Source organism: Kitasatospora sp. NPDC097605 (assembly GCF_040302725.1).
In the GTDB taxonomy this organism is placed as follows: domain Bacteria; phylum Actinomycetota; class Actinomycetes; order Streptomycetales; family Streptomycetaceae; genus Kitasatospora.
Map to the genome: position 1 here is coordinate 209,056 of NZ_JBEOSF010000004.1, position 18,698 is coordinate 227,753.

An 18,698-nucleotide genomic window follows, 5' to 3' on the forward strand; every position below is an offset into this window, starting at 1 on the left:
GTGAACACTCGCCGTCCCGATTCCACAGGACCGACTCGAGCGCCTCTTCCGGGGGAAACGCACCCCCCGACGACCACGGGACCGCCCGCCCGCCGGCGCGGACGCCGACACGCCACCCCGGCTCGAAGGTCCGCGACCACGGACCGCCGCCGAAGAAACCCGCCCCTCCGCATCCGTGCGCGCCTCCGGCACGCACCGTCCACTCGGGAGGAACCGTGAACGCCGCCGCCACCTGGAACGACATCCTGGTCCGGGACAACTTCCCGGACACGGGCCAGACCCCCACGTCCGACCCGGTCTGGGAGTCCCCGGACATCATCCCCTTCGGCAGCGACATCCTCGACTTCGATCTGCTGGAGTCCAGCTACAACGGGCCCGACCTCGGGCTGCGCCACCCCATCGTGTACGGGCAGCTCAACCGCATCTACGTCCGGGGGAAGAACCTCAGGACCGGCTGTCCCGCCTCCGGCAACGTCCGGCTCTACTACGCCCCCGGGGGGCTGCTGCTGGATCCGCGGGCGTGGACCCCGCTGACCGCCGAGGGCGGCGGCACCAGCGTGCCGCTCACCGTCCGCGGCGGCGGCCGCGAGGTCCCGCCCGGGCAGATCTGTGTCAGCCGGTCCGCCTTCGTGTGGCCGAGCCAGAACCCGCCGGGCCACTACTGCACGATCGCCACCGTGGACACACCCGCCCACCCGATGTCCGCCACCCTGCCGACGTTCGGCTCGCTCGTCGACTACCTGAACTGGGTCAGGTACAACCCCAACGTCGGCTGGCGCAACATCGACGTCATCCCGTGCCGGCGGACCAGGTACGTCCTCTCCGACCTGGCCGTCTGCAACCTGAACAACACCCCGGCGCGGTTCGTCTTCGGGATCTCCGGCACCGACCTGCCCGCCGGCACCGCGACCTTCTCCAACACCGACCAGCAGGCCCCGTTCAGCCTGACGGCGCAGGTCTACCCGCCCGGCACTGACGAGGGCTACACGCGCTCGGTCCTCCTGCCCGCCAACTACTCCGGCACGGTCACGGTCGTGGTCCAGTTCGACCAGCCGCTCCCGTGCGACGCCCGGATCGTGCTGCGGGCCTACAACCCGGTGACCGCTCACGCCGGAGAGCGCGAACGGCGCCTCGCGGTCCCGCTCACCGGCGTGCCCGGCCTCGCGGACGCCCTGTTCCTCGAACTCGGCGCGTACACCTTTGTCGCCGCCGAGAGCGGCCCCTGACCGGCCCGGCCGAGCCCGGCGCCAGGGTTCCGTCAGGGCGGGCGGACGGTGCCTGCCCTCGCGTCGCGGGGGCGGGTTCGCTGACGGACGTGAACCGCTCGACATGCCGCCACGACCGTCCGCCGCGTCCGCGGCCGCCGGTCGTGGCGTCCGTCGCAGGAGTGCGGGCGGACTTCGAGCATGAAGCAACCGTATCGCAAATTCACTTCAAGCTAAGAGTAAGTCGACTCGCCATTTGATCCACGCTTGGAGTACCTTGGAGGCATGGAAGACGCACCGGACCCCGCCGAGCCGCGCTGGCTCGACCCTGATGAGCAGCAGCAGTGGTATGCGTTCGCCTACGTGCTGACCCAACTGCCGGCCGCCCTTGAGGCGCGGATGCAGCACGACGCGGGCATCGCCCACTTCGAGTACGTGGTGCTGTCCGCCCTGTCGATGGACCCGGAGCGCACCCTGCGGATGAGTGAGCTGGCCCAGTACGCGGGCAGCGCGCTCTCCCGGCTGTCCAACGTCGTGATCCGGTTGGAGAAGCGCGGCTGGGTGCAGCGCCGCCCCGACCCCTCCGACGGTCGCGCTACCCTGGCCACGCTCACCGACGACGGCATGGACAAGGTCACCGCCGCCGCTCCCAGCCATGTCGACGCGGTACGCCGCCTGGTCTTCGACCCGCTGACCAAGGCGCAGCAGCGGCAGCTCGGTGCTGTCTCCCAACGCATCCTCGGTGCGCTCGGCGCTCCGTGCCCCACGGACTGGGCACCACCCGGCGCCACGCCACCGGCCGGCCAGGGCTGATTCCCACCCGCGCACCCCCTGAACCCTCACCCGGTTGCCCGGGATGCTCGAAGCCGGCTCCGGCACCGTGCTGTTCACCACCGGCGGCGGCGCGATCACCCCGTACCCGGTGCTCGCGGACGCCAACATCGCCCAGGCCGGGCAGCGCAACTGGGCTCTCAACCTCCACAACACCCTTGCCGAGCAGGGAATTTACGTAGCCAACGTGGCCATCGACCTCATGATCGGCGCCCAGGCTCCCGAGGGCGTTCCGCACCGCGCGCCCGACGACATCGCCCTCGACTACTGGAACCTGCACACCAGCCGCGACCGGGCCGAGCACTTCATCGGTGCCTGAGACCGGCTCACCGACCGCGGGCGGCCCCGGCGGGGCCCGGGGCCGCCCGCCCCCATCGTTCCCGGAGCATCATGAAGACCATCGTCATAGCCGGCGGCAACAGCGGCATCGGCCGCCAGGCCGCCCACACCCTCCTCGCCGACGGCAACCGCCTCGTCATCCTGGGCCGTGACCCGGGCAAGGGTGAAGCCGCCCTCGCCTCGTTCGGCGCCGTCGCCGGCCGTGCGTCGTTCCTCGCCGGGGACCTGTCCACGCACGACGGCGTCCGCGACGCCGCGCGCCGCATCCTCGACGAGCACGAGAACATCAGCACCCTCATCCACACCACCGGCGTGCTCACCGTGGCGGAGAGCCGCACGGCCGACGGGCTCCACCCGTTCTTCGCGGTCAACTACCTCTCGCGCTACCACCTCACGCAGCTCCTGCTGCCCGCGCTGCACCGTGCTGAGCGGCCGACCGTGCTGATGATGACCGCCGCGGTCGCGCCCAGCGAAGAGGCCGACTTCGCCCGCTTCCCGAAGTTCCCGACCTTCAACTTCAACCGCGACCGCAAGCCGGTCCAGCTCGGCAACCACCACTACGCCGCGCACCTGACCCGCACCGAACCGGGCCTCGCAGCCGGGGTGATCAACGCCGGCGCCGTGAAGACCGACATCATGCGCGCCGCCCCCTGGTACATGAAGGCGGGCGCCAAGGTCCTCGGCCCGATCATGTTCGACTCCGTCGAGACCGCCGCGCACAACGTCGTCGAAGCCACCCGCAGCGACACCTGGCAGTCCCCGCTCTACTGGGGCAAGCCCGGCCGCTTCGAGCAGCGCGCGCCGATCATGCTCGACACCACGACCACCCAAGCACTCATGGACACCTCCCGCGCCCTCACCGGAGCCTGACAACGCCCCGCCCAGTCTCGGCCCGCGCGCTCACGGTCCTCACCAAGCCGACCTGCGTGCGGGTCTTTCTGTTCCATCGTCCGAGATCCGCCGAACCCCGCGCTTCTCCCCGCGGAACCAGAGAGCACATGCCTCACCGCAACGTACCCCTGAGCGAAACCGGCCGCCTGCGTCTGGCCCTCTGCGTGGTGCGCGCGGGCAGGAAGAACCGGCACCGCCCGGGCGGCCCGTCCTGGGGGGACGGCGGACAGCAGGCGGCCCGGGAACGGAGTCGTTCCCGGGCCACCCGCTATTCGGTTCCTTTCAGTTCCGATCGCCTGCCGAACCGGTCAGCCGGGGCTCACCCGTCCATCCGGTCGGACCGGCGCCGACGCGCCCTCGCGACCATGGTCAGCGCCAGGCCGAGCGCCGCCAGGGCCGCACCGGCCAGCGAGTACGGCAGGACGGTCGAGCCGGTGTCCGGCAGTCCGCCACCGCTGTGACCGGGGTGGTGCTGGCTGGAGTGCTGCGGGCCGGGCTGCTGGTTGGGCTGCTGGCTGGGCTGCTGGTGCCCGTCACCACCGTTGTTGCCGGGGCCGCTGCCGTAGCCGTTGCCGTGGCCGTGACCGTACCCGTTGTCATTGCCTTGCCCGTTGCCGTTCTCGTGGCCACCCTCGTGAGGCGGCTTGGGTTCATGGCACTTGTCCTTCTTGCAGGGCGGCGTGCACCGGGCGACCGCGGAGGACGGCGGCGTGGTGACCGTCTTCCCGTCCGGACCGGTGAAGGACGCGGTCACCGTGTTGGTGGTGTCCTTGCCGATCAGGCTGGAGCAGTGGAACGTCCTGCTCTGCCCCGCCGCCAGGTTGAAGGTCCCGGCCGCCGCCACGCAGGCGGCCTCCTGCGGGTCGTCCAGCGTGATCCCGGTGATGTCGGTCGTGCCGGTGTTGGTCACCGTGATCCGCCAGAACGCCTGGCACTTGTCCGGGTCGCAGGGCTCCTCGGAGGAGCCGCCCTTGTGCAGCGTCACCTCCTTGCCCCAGGGCCCGGATCCGCCCGCGCCGCAGTCTCCGGGCTTGTCGGACTGGCAGACCTCCTTGTTGATGTCCAACGAGGGCGTACCGGGCCGAGTCACCTCGACGGTGGCCTCGGAGGGAGGCGTGGTGATGGGGGTGCCGCCCGGGCCGGGGAAGGAGGCCGTGACGGTGTTGACCGTGCGTTGGGTGACGTTCGCCAGGTCGCAGAAGATCTGGCGCGAGGCGCCTGCGGCGAGGTCGAAGGTGCCGGCGGCGGTCACGCAGGACGGCGAGACGCTGTCCGTGAGCGTGATGCCGGTGGTGGGGACGGTGCCGGTGTTGGTGACGGTGATGCGCCAGTGTGCGGTGGTGCCGGAGGTCACCGTGCTGGTCTTGGCCCAGGGGCCGGGGCCGCCGGCCGCGCAGTCGGCGGCGTTGGCCGAGGTGCAGACCTCCTTGTTGATGCTGAGCGACGGGACGACCGGCGGGGTCACCTCGACGGTGGCCTCGGAGGGAGGCGTGGTGATCGGGGTGCCGCCCGGGCCGGGGAAGGAGGCCGTGACGGTGTTGACCGTGCGTTGGGTGACGTTCGCCAGGTCACAGAAGATCTGGCGCGAGGCACCGACGGCGAGGTCGAAGGTGCCGGCGGCGGTCACGCAGGACGGCGAGACGCTGTCCGTCAGGGTGATCCCGCTGACAGGAATGGTGCCGTTGTTCGTGACCGTGATGCGCCAGTGCGCCGTGTTCCCGGAGGGGATGGTCGTGCTGGCGGCCCAGGGCCCCGGACCGCCGCCCGCGCAGTCGGCGGCGTTCGCGGAGGTGCAGACCTCCTTCAGGACCGTCAGCGACGGCACGTCCACCGCGGCCTCGGAGGGAGGCGTGGTGATCGGGGTTCCGCCGGGTCCGGGGAAGGAGGCCGTGACGGTGTTGACGGTGTGCTGGGTGATGTTCGCCAGGTCACAGAACACCTGGTGGGACGCACCAGCGGCGAGGTCGAACGTCCCCGCAGCGGTCACGCACGACGGCGACACGCTGTCCGTCAACGTGATTCCCGTGACGGGGACTTCGCCGGTGTTGGTCACCGTGATGCGCCAATAGGCGGTGGCACCAGGCGCGAGCACTGCGTTCTTCGCCCAGGGGCCGGGGCCGCCGGTCGCGCAGTCGGCGGCGTTGGCCGAGGTGCAGACCTCCTTGTTGATGCTCAGCGACGGCACCGGCGGCGGAGTGACGTCGACGGTGGCCTCGGAGGGCGGCGTGGTGATGGGGGTTCCGCCGGGGCCGGGGAAGGAGGCCGTGACGGTGTTGACGGTGTGCTGCGTGACGTTCGTCAGGTCACAGAACACCTGGTGGGAGGCGCCTGCGGCGAGGTCGAAGGTGCCGGCGGCGGTCACGCACGACGGCGAAACACTGTCCGTCAGGGTGATTCCGGTGATGGGGACGGTGCCGGTGTTCGTGACGGTGATGCGCCAGTAGGCGGTGGCGCCAGGTGCGACCACCGCGTTCTTGGCCCAGGGGCCGGGACCGCCGGTGGCGCAGTCGGCTGCGTTGGCGGAGGTGCAGACCTCCTTGTTGATGGTCAGGCCAGGGACGTCGACGGTGGCCTCGGAGGGCGGCGTGGTGATGGGGGTTCCGCCGGGGCCGGGGAAGGAGGCCGTGACGGTGTTGACGGTGTGCTGCGTGACGTTCGTCAGGTCACAGAACACCTGGTGGGAGGCGCCTGCGGCGAGGTCGAAGGTGCCGGCGGCGGTCACGCACGACGGCGAAACACTGTCCGTCAGGGTGATTCCGGTGATGGGGACGGTGCCGGTGTTCGTGACGGTGATGCGCCAGTAGGCGGTGGCGCCAGGTGCGACCACCGCGTTCTTGGCCCAGGGGCCGGGACCGCCGGTGGCGCAGTCGGCTGCGTTGGCGGAGGTGCAGACCTCCTTGTTGATGGTCAGGCCGGGAACGTCCACCGTCGCCTCGGAGGGCGGCGTGGTGATCGGCGTGCCACCAGGGCCGGGGAAGGACGCCGTGACGGTGTTGACCGTGTGCTGCGTGATGTTCATCAGGTCACAGAACACCTGGTGGGACGCACCAGCGGCGAGGTCGAACGTCCCCGCCGCAGTCACGCACGACGGCGAGACACTGTCCGTCAACGTGATCCCAGTGATGGGAACCGTGCCCGTGTTGGTCACCGTGATCCGCCAGTACGCCGTGCTCCCGGAGACGACGGTCGTGCTCGCGGCCCAGGGCCCCGGACCGCCGTCCACGCAGTCGGCTGCGTTCGCCGAGGTGCAGACCTCCTTCAGGACCGCCAGTGCGGGGACGTCCACCGTGGCCTCGGACGGAGGCGTCGTGATTGGCGTGCCGCCGGGGCCGGGGAAGGACGCCGTCACCGTGTTGACGGTGCGCTGGGTGACGTTCGTCAGGTCGCAGAACACCTGGTGCGAGGCGCCCACGGCGAGGTCGAAGGTCCCCGCAGCGGTCACGCACGACGGCGAGACGCTGTCCGTCAACGTGATCCCCGTGACGGGAACCTGGCCGGTGTTGGTCACGGTGATGCGCCAGTAGGCCGTGGCACCAGGCGCGATCACCGCGGTTTTCGCCCATGGTCCTGGACCGCCGGTCGCGCAGTCGGCGGCGTTGGCCGAGGTGCAGACCTCCTTGTCGATGCTCAGCGACGGCGCGCAGGTCGGCCCCGGCGTCACCTGGAGGGTGACGGTGTTGGAGGTGACGGGAGCGCCGCCGTTGGTGACGGCGGAGGCCTGGTTGGAGACGGAGGTGATGGAGCAGTCCGTGCCCACCGTGGTGTCGAAGCAGATCTGCGGGGCGTCGCCGACGAAGGTGACCTGCATCTGCGGCTGGTTGCCCGGGGTGAAGGAGGCGTCGCTGATGAGGTCGAGGTTGCCGATCACCTGGATGGGTGCGTTGGTGATCGGTACGGAGGAGATGTCGGCCGTCCCGGTGGCCGGGTTGAACGGGAAGGTGCCGAGGGGGGTGTTGTCGGCCGCCAGCACCGTCACCGTCGACTGGGTGAAGTCGACGGTCGTCGGGTCGATGCCGAAGAGACTGACCGTTCCGTAGGACGTGACGTGTCCGGTCGCCGCGTCGCAGTAGAACGCGGCCGGGTTGACGGTGCTCTGGGCCTTGGTCTTGAGGCAGGGCGAGGCGCCGGTGACCGGGTCGAGGGAGAACAGGAAGCCGGTGTCACCGAGGCTGTACTTGCACTGGCCGTCGTAGGCGAAGCCGTACGGACTGGTGTTGCCGCCGTTGACGTTGGGCGGGCCGTTGACGACGCCGTTGGTGCCGTACTGGACGCACGGGCCCTGGATCGTCCAGTCGTAGCAGAACAAGGAGCTGTTCAGGGTCGGGGTGTTGCCCTGGTAGAGCCAGAACGGGAACTCGGTCTCCAGGTGCCCGTTGGGCGCGGTGATGGTCAACGGAACCTGGTAGTTGGCCTCGCCGGGAGCGACGTTGGTGCTGACCAGGGCCTGGAGGCCGGGGGGCGCCGCGATCGGGTTGCCGGCGAGGTCGAAGCAGACAGGGGTGCCGATCGGGGGGTTGACCTCCAGGTAGTTGCCACCGACGATCGTGCAGACACCGGTGGCCGTGCCCGCGGAGTCGTAGATCGCGAAGACGTTGTCGGCCCGGGTGGGCCCGCTGGTGGTGGGGACGACCAGGAGCTTGGGGGTGGCCCAGCCGGTACAGGCGGTGTTGGTCGACGGGTCGAAACAGCCCATCACCGACCCCAGCGGATTCCGCTGGGTGTCGGTGACGTAGACCTTGCCGTTGATGACCGTCATCGTGCCGACGTAGTCGCCGGGGAAGCCGCCCTGGCCCTCGTTCTCGGGCAGCCCGATGTTGAAGGTGCCGCAGGGGGCGTTGGCGGCGCGGTCGTAGCAGAGGATCTCGCCGGTGCCGGAGACCGTGTAGTCGAACCCGCCGGGGACCTCGACCACGCCGCCGATGACCGTGCCGGTGCCCTCCTGGAGGGGGGTGAACCCGCAACTGGCCTGGGCCTGGAGGTCGATGCAGCCGATGCCGATGAGCCGGGGGGTGACCCGGCTGACGGCCGCGTAGTACAGCTTGGAGCCGGACTGGACGTAGGTCGGGCTCCGGGTGCTGCCGAGGTCCCCGATGTTCCCGTTGGGCACCGAGGAGTTCAGCGCCTGGGGCCAGCTGGCGGGCGCACCGGTCGGGGTCGGGCAGGGGCCGTTGGACAGCAGGTCGGTACAGACCACGCTGGCCGGGCTCGCGAACCCGTGGTGGTAGATGTTCCACGCCTCGGGGGTGGGGACGCCGTTGATCGTGGCGGTGTAGAGGATCGGGGTGAAGCCGTCACCGCCGGTCGCCGTGTTGATCGGCTTGAAGGGCGGCGGGATCGGGACCACCCGGCCGGTCGCGGGCGAGGAGAGCTCGGGGTTGGTCGCCTGGACGGCGTTGGTGGCCGTGCCCGCGTCGGCGGGGGCGAAGGTGGTGCCGCCGTCGGTGGACCACTGCTTGGTGAAGCCCGGCGGTGCCTGGAGCGAGCCGGGGACGTAGGTCTGGGTCTGCGGGGTGCTGCCCGGGCCGCCCTGGATGACGTCGGTGATCGTGGTGGAGACCGGCGCGTTCTCCGGGTTGGTCATGGAGACCACCCAGCGGACGGTGTCGCCCTGCGTGGTGGTGGTCGTGCTGCCGGTGGTCAGGTCGGTGCCGGTCTTCGACAGGGTCACCGGCAGCTGCCGGCCCTGGCGGCCGTCCTGGCGGCCGCCCGGACCGCCGGCCCTCGCCGTGCCCTGACGGTCCGCCGGGTGCGCCGTGGCGGCGCGGTCGGCCACCGTGGCGGCGCGGCTCTCGCCGTGGCCGAGGGCGAGGGTGGGGACGGTGAGCGAGGCGACGGCCGCGGCGAAGGCGGCCAGCAGGCCGACTGCCCGCCCCGGTGGTCGCCGGGCGAACCATCCGTCAGGACTTGGTCCCCGGTACGGGGGCGTGGGCGGGCAGCGCGTCATCGGAAGTCCTTTCGGTCCTGCGCCCACGGGCCGGGGATGGCGGAAGAGGGGACGAGCGGAGCGAGCGCAGTGCGATTTGATGATGTTCTGGCGAACTGTCCGATGTGCCCGACCTGAGGCAGGTTCACTCCCCGGCCTTCCGGGAGCACTCTTCCGGGCGCGGACGCTTGACGGACCCGCAGGAGTTCTGCTGTGGAGGTCGCGGGCGCTCCGCCCGGCTCGATGGCCGGCGGCGAGTCGGAGGCCGGCCGTCAGGGCCGTAGGCGGGTCGGCCGGGGGAGGTCCATGCCTCGGAGGCAAAATGTACGGACAATTCTTGTGGCTGATGCCGGACGGGCCTAGCTTAATGTCCGTACATTCACGAGGGAGGCCTCTTGATAACCAAGCATCACCGGATCGTGATCATCGGCGGCGGTACCGCCGGGATCTCGGTCGCGGCCCGGCTCCGACGGGCCGGCGAGCGGGACGTCGCGGTGCTCGATCCGAGCGAGCGCCACTACTACCAGCCGTTGTGGACGCTGGTCGGCGGCGGTCGGGCGCCGCTGGCGGAGAGCATCCGGTCGCAGGCGTCCGTCATGCCGGAGGGCGTGGCGTGGATCCGCCGGGCCGCGGTCGCCGTCGATCCCGAGGCCCGGGAGGTGGCGCTGGACGACGGCGGCACGGTCTCCTACGAGCACCTCGTCGTCTGCCCCGGCATCCAGCTGGACTGGGACCGGGTGCCGGGCCTGGAGGCCGGGCTCGGCAAGGACGGGCTGTCCAGCAACTACCTGCCGCAGTACGCCCCCGCGACCTGGCGCTTCATCCGCGAAACGCGGTCCGGCAGCGCGGTGTTCAGCATGCCCACGGGGGCGATCAAGTGCGGCGGCGCCCCGCAGAAGATCGCCTACCTGGCCGCCGACCACTGGCGCAGGGAGGGGGTGCTCGGCAGGATCGACGTCCACCTGGTGATCCCCGGCGCCTCCATCTTCGGCGTCCCCGAGTTCGCCCGGGTGCTCGACGACGTGGTGCGCCGGTACGGCATCAAGGTGCACTACGGGAGCGAGGTCACCGAGGTGCGGCCGCAGGCCCGCGAGGTGGTCGTCACCGATCTGGGGACCGGGGGCACCACGACCCTGCCGTACGACGTCGCCCACCTGGTGCCGCCGCAGAGCGCCCCGGACTGGATCAAGGGCGGCCCGCTCGCCGGCGCCGGTGACCCGGCCGGCTACGTCGAGATCGACAAGCACACCATGCGGCACGTCCGCTACCCGAACGTATGGGCGCTCGGTGACGCCGGCTCGTCGCCGAACTCCAAGACCGGCGCCGCGGTGCGCAAGCAGGCGCCGGTGCTCGTCGAGAACCTGCTCGCCGTCCTCGACGGCCGGGAGCCGCGGGCGTCCTACGGCGGCTACGCCTCCTGCCCGCTGACCACGGCCCGCAACAAGATGCTGCTCGCCGAGTTCGACTACAGCGGGCGGCCCACGCCGTCGATCCCGCTGATCGACACCATCCGCGAGCGCACCGACATGTGGTACCTCAAGCGGCGCGGACTGCCGTTCCTCTACTGGAACCTGATGCTCCGCGGCCTCGCCTGACCCCACGGCGCCCGCCCGCGCGACCTTCCGCCCGTGCCGCCTGCCGCCCATGCGGCGTTCGCGAGGCCACGGGGTCACCCCGCCATATCCACCGTCCACTCTCAGGAGCCTGTGATGACGCAGCCCGCCGGACCGCTGGTCTTCGTGCAGTTCTACCTCGACTGCCTCTCCCACGCCTCGTACCTCGTCGGTGACCGCACCACCGGCCGGGCCGTCGTGGTCGACCCCCAGCGCGACGTCCACGAGTACCTCGCCACCGCCGACCAGCACGGTCTGACCATCGAGCGGGTCATCGAGACCCACATCCACGCGGACTTCCTCTCCGGCCACCTGGAGCTGGCCGAGCGCACCGGCGCCCGGATCTCCTACGGCTCCGCCGCCGAGCTCGACTTCGACACCGACCCGCTGGGCGACGGCGAGCGCCTCGGCCTCGGCGAGGTCGACCTGGAGATCCTGCACACCCCGGGCCACACCCCGGAGTCGATCTGCGTCGTCGTGCGCGAACACGCCGCCGACGATGTGCCGTTCGGCGTGCTCACCGGTGACACCCTGTTCATCGGCGACGTCGGCCGTCCCGATCTGCTCAGCTCGCGCGGCCGCTCCGCCGAGGAGATGGCCCGCCACCTGTATCACTCCACCCGCGCCCTGCTCGCCCTCCCGGACGACACCCGGGTCTACCCGGCGCACGGAGCCGGCTCCGCCTGCGGCAAGAACCTCTCCACCGAACTGAGTTGCACGATCGGCAACCAGCGTCGCGGCAACTACGCCCTGGCCGACATGACCGAGGACGAGTTCGTCGCCGTGGTGACCGCCGGCCAGCCCGCGGCGCCCGCCTACTTCGCGTTCACCTCGGTCCGCAACCGCCAGGCCCGTCCGGTCCTGGACGAGGACGCCCCGGTCGCCCCGCTCACCCCGGAGGCGTTCCTCGCGGCCCGGGCCGCCGGCGCCACCGTGCTGGACACCCGGGATCCGGAGGAGTTCGCCGCCGCCCATCTGTACGGCGCGGTCAACATCCCGCTCGGCGGCCGGTTCGCCGAACTCGCCGGCCAGGTGCTCGACGCCCAGGACGCCGTCGTCCTGTGCGGCGATCCGGACGCCGTGACCGAAGCCCGGACCAGGCTGGCCCGGATCGGCTTCGACCGCGTCCTCGGCGCCCTGGACGCCCCGGTGGACGCCGTGGGCGCCGCGCAGCTGACCGCCGCCGGGCGGGTGGACGCCGACGCGCTCGCCGGGCAACTGGCCGAGGGGGTCGGGGAGTTCGAGCTGCTGGATGTGCGCGGCCCGGGCGAGGTGGGGGAGCAGGGCACCCTCCCCGGCGCCCGGCTCATACCGCTGCCCGAACTGCTCGCGCGCCTGGCGGAACTGCCGACCGAGCAGCCGCTGACCGTGATCTGCGCGGGCGGCAACCGCTCCTCGGTGGCCGCGTCCGTGCTGCGGGCACGCGGCTTCGAGGCCGTCGACCTGCGCGGCGGCTTCGCCGCCTGGCAGGGCGAGGTCGTCCACCCGGTCGTCGATCCGGTCGTCGATCCGGTCGTCGACCCCGCGGACCGGACCCCGGACGGCGTCACGGCGTGAGCGTTCTGATCACCGCTCTGCTCTGCGGAGCCGTGGTCGGCGTGGCCCTCGGCGCGCTCGGCGGCGGCGGGGGAGTGCTCGCGGTCCCGGCCCTGGTGTACCTCCTGGGCGTCTCGCCCGCCGAGGCCGGGACCACCAGCCTGGTCATCGTCACCGCCACCTCGGTCACCGCGCTCGCCCGCCACAGCGGCACCGGCACCATCAGCTGGCGCACCGGCGCGCTGTTCGCGGCGGCCGGGGTGCTCCCCGCCGTCGGGGCGGCCGGGCTCGCCCACCGCGTCCCGCAGCCGGTGCTGACCGCCGCGTTCGCCGTCCTCGCGGCCCTGGCCGCCACGGCGATGCTGCGCGGCACCCGCTCCGGCAGCCGGCCCGACCCCGAGCGACAGGCCCCGCCGACCGAGGCCGGACGCCCGGCCGGCGGGTACCCGCGCACCATCGCGGCCGGCGCCGGCCTCGGGGCGGTCACTGGGCTGCTGGGCGTCGGCGGCGGCTTCCTCGCGGTGCCCGCGCTGGTGTCCGTGCTCCGGCTGCCGATGCGCAAGGCCGTCGCCACCAGCCTGGTGGTCGTCCTCGTCAACTCGCTCGCCTCCCTCGCCACCCGGCTGACGGTCACGGGCATGTCCCTCGACCCGGCGGTCTTCGGACCGTTCGTGGGCGCCGCCGTCCTCGGCGCCTGGGACGGCAAGCGCCTGGCGGCCAAGCTCTCCGGCGCCGCCCTGCAGCGGGCCTTCGCGGTCGTCCTGCTCGCGGTGGCCGCCTGCATGCTGCTCGGCGTCCTGGTCTGACGGCCGCGGCTACCATCACCCTCGGCGCCCATCCCCTCGGCGCCCGCCGCTCCCGGCGGGCGCCGATTTTGTGCTCCCCCCGCAAAGGTACGAACATGCATGGCGTGTCCCGCACCACCCATCCGACCCCTGACCCCCAGGACGGCGCCGTGACCACCGAGCCCGGCCCCAGGCCCCTCGCCCGATCCGCGGGCAGTCCGCTCTGGGCGCAGCTACGGGCCGACCTGCTGCGCCGGCTCGACGAGGGCGGCTTCCGCGACGTCTTCCCCGGCGAGCACGACCTCGTCGCCGAATACGGGGTCAGCCGGCACACGGTCCGCGAGGCCCTGCGCAAGCTCCGCGAGGAGGGCGTCGTCACCGCCCAGCGCGGCAAGGCCTCCCGGTTCACCGCGAGCCGCCCCCTGGAGCAGGACGTCGGCCGGGCGTACAGCCTGTTCCGCGCCGTCGAGGAGGTCGGCGCCGTCCAGCGCAGCATCGTGCGCGCGCTCGACCGGCGCGCCGACGGCGTCATCGCCGCCCGCCTGGGACTCGAGGAGTCCACCCCGCTCGTCTACCTCGAACGCGTCCGCCTGGCCGACGAGGAACCCCTCGCCGTCGACCGGGTCTGGCTCCCCGCGGACATCGCCGACCCGCTGCTGGACGTCGACTTCACCCGCACCTCGCTCTACGGCGAACTCGAACGCCACTGCGGCACCCGTATCGTCGGCGGCTGGGAACGCATCCGCGCCGTCGTCCCCGGCCGGGGCGAACGTATCCTGCTCGACTGCCCCCCGACCACCGCACTGCTCGCCGTCGACCGCCTCGGCCGCGACACCACCGACCGCCCCGTCGAGTGGCGCCAGACCCTCGTCCGCGCGGACCGCTTCGCCGTCGCCGCCGCCTTCTCCCCCCACGACTACCGCCTGGGCGCCCCGGTCCAGACCCCCTGACCGCGCCCCACCCGGCTCTCACATGCTCTTTGACGTCAGCGGCGTCGGTGGCCTCCCGTGTCGGGCTGTGACGCGGCGAACAGCAACGTTGCCCGGTACTGGGCCTCCGCCGGCATCCATCTCCCGGAGAGTGGTCATGGCCGGATCGTCGCATCAGCTCAGGAGGTTTCGATGCCGGAGACGAACTGCGGGACTGCTGATCCCTCGCCCGTTCCGGTGGAAGTGGTGCTCGGGGCGAGGTCGGCAGCGGTGCTCGTGGAACTCCAGCGTGCCGATGGGAAGGCTGCCGCGCTCTGCGCCTTGGCCGTCGGCACGTTGACCGCGGCCGTGGCGGCCGTCCGGGCCTGGTCCACCGGACCGGTGCTGCTGGCCGGGGCGGTGATGTGCGGCTGCGGGTTCCTGCTCGCCGCTACGGTGGCCGCGCTTTTCGCCATCCGGCCCGTGCTGCCGCGGGGCCGGTCATTGGCCGAACTCGAGCCCTTCCCGTCCGGCTCGGTGACGACGAGCGCCCTTGTCGACCTGACACGTTTCGACCGGGCGACCCTGGTCGAGTTCGAGGCGCAACGCCTGTGGCGGCTGGCCGGACTCGCGGAACGGAAATTCCGGGCGGTCAGGGCTTCGGTGGACATGATCGTGGCGGCGGGCACGGTGACCGGAATTGGGCTGTTGATTTCCTGTATGAATTGAGACCATCGTGCCGCTGTTATTCGAGAGGAATGCGGGGGGCGTATGTACCTTTGCCATGAATCTATCATCGGTGATCGTCTCTGGTCGAAACTGCGCAATCTCGCACCGGAACGTAGCCGTCCCGCCAGATCCGTACTGCTTCGCCAGGGCGACCCCGCCACCCAGGTGATCCTGCTCAGTTCCGGGTCCACCCTGGTCACCCTGACCGGCTCAAACGGGGAGCAGACGCTCCTTGCCGTCCGCGGCGCCGGCGGTCTGTTCGGCGAACTCGCGGTCCTGGATGCCCAGCCGCGTTCTGCCTCGGTGATCGCCGCCGAGCCGTGCCGCGTCCACATCATCCCCGCTCCTGACTTCCTCTCCTTCGTCAACGATGAGAATCTGGCAGTGCCCTTACTGCGTCACGCGATTGCGCGCGTCCGGGAGGCGGAGGCCGCTCGGCTGGAAATGGCAACCGCGCCGGTGCCCGCGCGTCTCGCCGCGGCTCTGGGGCGATTGGTCAACGCCGCTTCCCGGAATGACTCCGAGACCGTCGTGCGGTTGACGCAGACCGAACTGTCGCAGCTGATCGGCGCCTCCCGGAACAGTGTGGGCAGTGCGATCAGGCCGTGGCGGGAACGGGGCTGGGTCGGGACCGAGGCGGGCGGCGGACTGGTCATCCGGAACATGTCGGCCATCCAGGCCGATGTGCTGGCCTGAGTGACGCAGACCACCGCGGCGGTGCCCAGTACTGGGCACCGCCGGTTCGTCCGGCCGAGCAGCATGGGGCCTCGTCCGCCACCCCGGCTGTTGAAAGGCCATACCAATGACCCCCTCCGCCTCCGTACCGGACCACGACGTCCCAGGCCACGACGTCCCGCCCGAACAGGCCATCCTGGTCCTCGACATGAAGGGCTACAGTCGGCTTCCCGAAGTGCAGATGGCGCCGGGCCGGTCCGACCTGGACAGCATCCTGGAGACCACCTTCGCCCAGAGCGGGCTGCCCGAGCCCTCCAGCTTGGGCGCCGGTTACAGGGACACGGGCGACGGTGTCATCCTGTTGCTCGAGCCGAGGCATGTCGCGCGGTTGGTCGATCCGTTCTTGGGGAACCTGAGCGCTTCCCTCCAGCGCCATGAGGGCCTCCGGAAGGACAGCGCTCCGACCATCCGTCTCCGCGCCGCCGTTCATGTCGGCCCGCTGAGTGTCCCCGACGGCCGCGGCGCCGCGATCAACGATGCCTGCCGTCTGGTCAACAGCGACGCGGCCTATCAGGCCATCGCCGCCGCGACCGGCAACGGGCTGTTCCTGGCGGCCGTCCTCTCCGAGCCCGTGTACCGGCGCTCCGTCCAGGCCGGGCGCACCCGGCCGGAGATGGCGGATCGGCAGATCCACCCGGCCACTGCTCGGGTGGCCGACAAGCCCGGGTTCGAGGAGCCGTGCCGACTGCTCGTCCCTGGCTTGCCTGCCGACTCCCTCCGTAGGTACTTGTCCGCTCCTCAGAGCACGGTTCCTGGCCCAGCTTCAGGGCCCTCGACGCACCCGGCGCCGGAGCGGCCCGCCAGGGCATCGGCCGTCCTCAACTTCTCCGGATCGCTCATCGACCCCGTGATCAACGGGCACGTCGAGCAACTCCGGATCGACCGTCGCATCCGCTGAGCCGACATCACCGTATCCATCTCATCCGAACAAGGGAGAAACCTGTGTCCGATGGCGCGTACCCGCCCGATTCCTCCGACGAGTCGAATGACGAAGGGGGCAGGACCAGCGACCCCGGCTCCTGGCTGCCGCGTTGGCTGCCGGGGGCCCGGAACGACAGTCAGCCGGAGCAACCCGATGCCCGGGCGGTCCCGGTTGAGGAGGCCCCGGAGCAACCCCTCGCCCAGGAGGTGGCTCCGGGTGTGCACGCGGCTACCGGTCCGGTGGCGAACTTTCACGGTCAGGTCGATGTCGCCATCGGCGTCCTCGACCAGCTGATCATCGAAACCCGTAAGCGCGATGTCCTCGAGGGCGAGGAACTGGACCGCTTGGCGCTCCGGGGACAGCCGTTCGTCCGTGACGCGTGGGCGGAGACGTGGCAGGAGGCGCTGGACCCGGGAACCGGCCAGTTGCGCGCACCCGTCCTGGTCGTTGTCGCCCCCCGCTCGATCGGCGCCACCACGTTCGCGTTGCGCCTGCTGGCCGAACACACCGTGTCGAGTACGAGGCTGGTCAAGCTGCAGGCGGACTGGAAGTCGCCCAACTGGACCCGGCTCCCCCTGGAGCGGGGGTACGCCTACCAGCTCGACCTCAAGGATCCTGACACCGACCGGGTCTCGGCGGACTTCCTCACGTCGCTCGGGAAGCATGCCGAGAACCTCGCGGGCTGCAGGTCGCAGCTGGTGCTGACGGTGGCGCAGGAGCTTTGGGATGCCACCGGTCCGGTCACCCGCCCCGGTGTGCAGGTGCTCCGTCTGACGGAGCCTCCCGCCGCCGGCGCGCTGGTGGACGCTCACCTCGAGGCCGGCGGCCATCACGAGCCGGCCGCAGAGATCAGGGCTTCCGAGCCGGCCATGGCCCAACTGCAAGGTCTGAACGCCGTGGCGGCGGTCCGGGCGGTCCGTCGGATCGTCGAGGTCTGGGAAGAGCACTGCCTCTACCAGCAGGCCCCGACGCTGCTTCGGAGCGGAAGGGACCACGACGCGGCGAAGGCGTTCGCGGACCGCGTGTTCGACGCGCTGTCGGACTGGCGCGGGGAGTTGGACGAGCTCTTCGGCGACCGCGCCGTCGGTCGTGGCCGGACCGAGCGGTCGTTGGCTCTGGAGGACCGCTACCTGCTGCTGGCCCTGGCGGTACGGCAATCCGCGCCGGTGTCGCTGGTGTCAGCCAGTGCGCGGCAGTTGCAGACGGCGGTGGAGTCCGCGAACGCGCAACCGGCGGTGGGAACGGTCGCTCAGACGGCCTTCGCAGGCCGCGGAATGCGTCGTCGGATCCAGGACGTCGGTGCCACGGTCGACGGGCGTGACGTGGTGCTCTTCGACCGGCCGGCGTACGGACGGGCGGTGCTCGAGTACGTCTGGGACAACTACGAGGCCATGCGCACGCCACTGCTCGGCTGGCTGGCGAAGATCGCCGGCCGGCCCGATCCGCAGGACCCTGTGGTCCGGACGCTCGCGTCGCTGGCCCTGCGCCACGGCACGAGGGAGCACCTCAACAAGCTGGCGGAAGTGACCGAGCCGGACCTGTTGGGTGCCGTTCTCCGGGCCGCGGTACACGACGAGCATGTCGGCAGCCTTGTCTGGGCCACGCTCTACCAGTGGGCCGATACCAACGGCAGCGCGCCCACCGTGGTCTCCACTTGTCGCCTGGTTCTGGTCGACCCCGAGGCCGGCCCCGCCGCTGGGAAGATGGCGGTCGTCCGGCTTCGGCGGGTGGCGCACACGACCACTGACCCGGTCGTCCGGCAGAGCGTGCTCACGGCCTTCGACGAGCTTGCCCGCCGTCCAGCCGGCCGGGCCCGTCTGGTCACCGAGGTTCGGACCTGGCAGCAGCGGAAGAGCTCGCCCCGGAGCGGGAGCCTGGCATTCCTCGCTCTGATGTCGGTGGACACCCCGGGGCTGCCGTGGTTGCTGTCTGCAGACCTGTCGGACATCGATGTCCAGCAGGCCTTGGCGGAGTTGCTCGGCAGCCCGGAGACCGCACCCGAGACCATCCCGCGGATCACCGGCTGGATTCGCTCCTGCGCGGGCGACGTCGACTCCGAGAGCTACGTGGAGCTGCGCGAGCAACTGCTCGTGCCGCTCCGCGGACACCGGATGCTCCAGGCAGGGATGGACCTGATGCAGGCACTCACGGGCACCGTCACGGCACAGGGAGTCGATATCGCCGAGGACTTCTACCAGCACTTGGTCAGCGCCCCGCTCCACAAGGTCTTCGCGCTCGACGGTCCCGCTCGATGAGGTGGCCGTGGCTGCGGGCCGCCCAC

Annotated in this window: 13 protein-coding genes; 12 read left to right on the forward strand and 1 reads right to left on the reverse strand. The window is 71.3% G+C overall.

The features are described 5' to 3' along the window. Positions 1–215 precede the first annotated feature (215 nt). The 4 genes from ABTX81_RS06525 to ABTX81_RS06540 all read left to right on the forward strand — a co-directional run bounded on the left by ABTX81_RS06525 (position 216) and on the right by ABTX81_RS06540 (position 3,245). On the forward strand, positions 216–1,226 hold the full coding sequence (locus ABTX81_RS06525; protein ID WP_350541980.1) for a hypothetical protein: 1,011 nt from the start codon (positions 216–218) through the stop codon (positions 1,224–1,226). 264 nt (positions 1,227–1,490) lie between these two features. Beyond that, entirely contained in the window at positions 1,491–2,018 is a 528-nt protein-coding gene (locus ABTX81_RS06530) for a MarR family winged helix-turn-helix transcriptional regulator (protein ID WP_350541981.1), read from the forward strand. 34 nt (positions 2,019–2,052) lie between these two features. Continuing rightward, the gene (locus tag ABTX81_RS06535; protein WP_350541983.1) at positions 2,053–2,355 is read left to right on the forward strand and encodes a Rossmann-fold NAD(P)-binding domain-containing protein; all 303 of its coding nucleotides are present in this window, start codon (positions 2,053–2,055) and stop codon (positions 2,353–2,355) included. Between the two features lie 71 nt (positions 2,356–2,426). Continuing rightward, on the forward strand, positions 2,427–3,245 hold the full coding sequence (locus ABTX81_RS06540; protein WP_350541985.1) for an SDR family NAD(P)-dependent oxidoreductase: 819 nt from the start codon (positions 2,427–2,429) through the stop codon (positions 3,243–3,245). 340 nt (positions 3,246–3,585) lie between these two features. On the opposite strand, the gene ABTX81_RS06545 is transcribed toward ABTX81_RS06540, so the two are convergent. Continuing rightward, entirely contained in the window at positions 3,586–9,210 is a 5,625-nt protein-coding gene (locus ABTX81_RS06545; protein WP_350541987.1) for a DUF7617 domain-containing protein, read from the reverse strand. 374 nt (positions 9,211–9,584) lie between these two features. On the opposite strand from ABTX81_RS06545, the gene ABTX81_RS06550 reads away from it, so the two are divergent. The 8 genes from ABTX81_RS06550 to ABTX81_RS06585 all read left to right on the forward strand — a co-directional run bounded on the left by ABTX81_RS06550 (position 9,585) and on the right by ABTX81_RS06585 (position 18,672). After that, complete coding sequence (locus ABTX81_RS06550; RefSeq protein ID WP_350541989.1) at positions 9,585–10,784, forward strand: NAD(P)/FAD-dependent oxidoreductase; 1,200 nt, start codon at positions 9,585–9,587, stop codon at positions 10,782–10,784. A 114-nt stretch (positions 10,785–10,898) separates the two neighbouring features. Then, entirely contained in the window at positions 10,899–12,359 is a 1,461-nt protein-coding gene (locus ABTX81_RS06555; protein ID WP_350541991.1) for an MBL fold metallo-hydrolase, read from the forward strand. Next, positions 12,356–13,144, forward strand: a complete 789-nt coding sequence (locus tag ABTX81_RS06560) for a sulfite exporter TauE/SafE family protein (protein ID WP_350541993.1) — start codon at positions 12,356–12,358, stop codon at positions 13,142–13,144. The genes ABTX81_RS06555 and ABTX81_RS06560 overlap by 4 nt, the downstream gene beginning before the upstream one ends. A 104-nt stretch (positions 13,145–13,248) precedes the next feature. Beyond that, the gene (locus tag ABTX81_RS06565) at positions 13,249–14,073 is read left to right on the forward strand and encodes a GntR family transcriptional regulator (protein ID WP_350541995.1); all 825 of its coding nucleotides are present in this window, start codon (positions 13,249–13,251) and stop codon (positions 14,071–14,073) included. A gap of 171 nt (positions 14,074–14,244) precedes the next feature. Continuing rightward, the gene (locus ABTX81_RS06570) at positions 14,245–14,760 is read left to right on the forward strand and encodes a Pycsar system effector family protein (RefSeq protein WP_350541997.1); all 516 of its coding nucleotides are present in this window, start codon (positions 14,245–14,247) and stop codon (positions 14,758–14,760) included. Positions 14,761–14,802: 42 nt separating this feature from the next. Then, entirely contained in the window at positions 14,803–15,456 is a 654-nt protein-coding gene (locus ABTX81_RS06575; RefSeq protein ID WP_350541999.1) for a Crp/Fnr family transcriptional regulator, read from the forward strand. Between the two features lie 106 nt (positions 15,457–15,562). After that, positions 15,563–16,393 carry a hypothetical protein gene (locus ABTX81_RS06580; RefSeq protein ID WP_350542001.1) on the forward strand — a complete coding sequence of 277 codons (831 nt, stop codon included), beginning with the start codon at positions 15,563–15,565 and terminating at the stop codon, positions 16,391–16,393. 44 nt (positions 16,394–16,437) lie between these two features. Then, positions 16,438–18,672, forward strand: a complete 2,235-nt coding sequence (locus ABTX81_RS06585) for a hypothetical protein (RefSeq protein WP_350542003.1) — start codon at positions 16,438–16,440, stop codon at positions 18,670–18,672. The last annotated feature ends 26 nt before the right edge of the window (positions 18,673–18,698 follow it).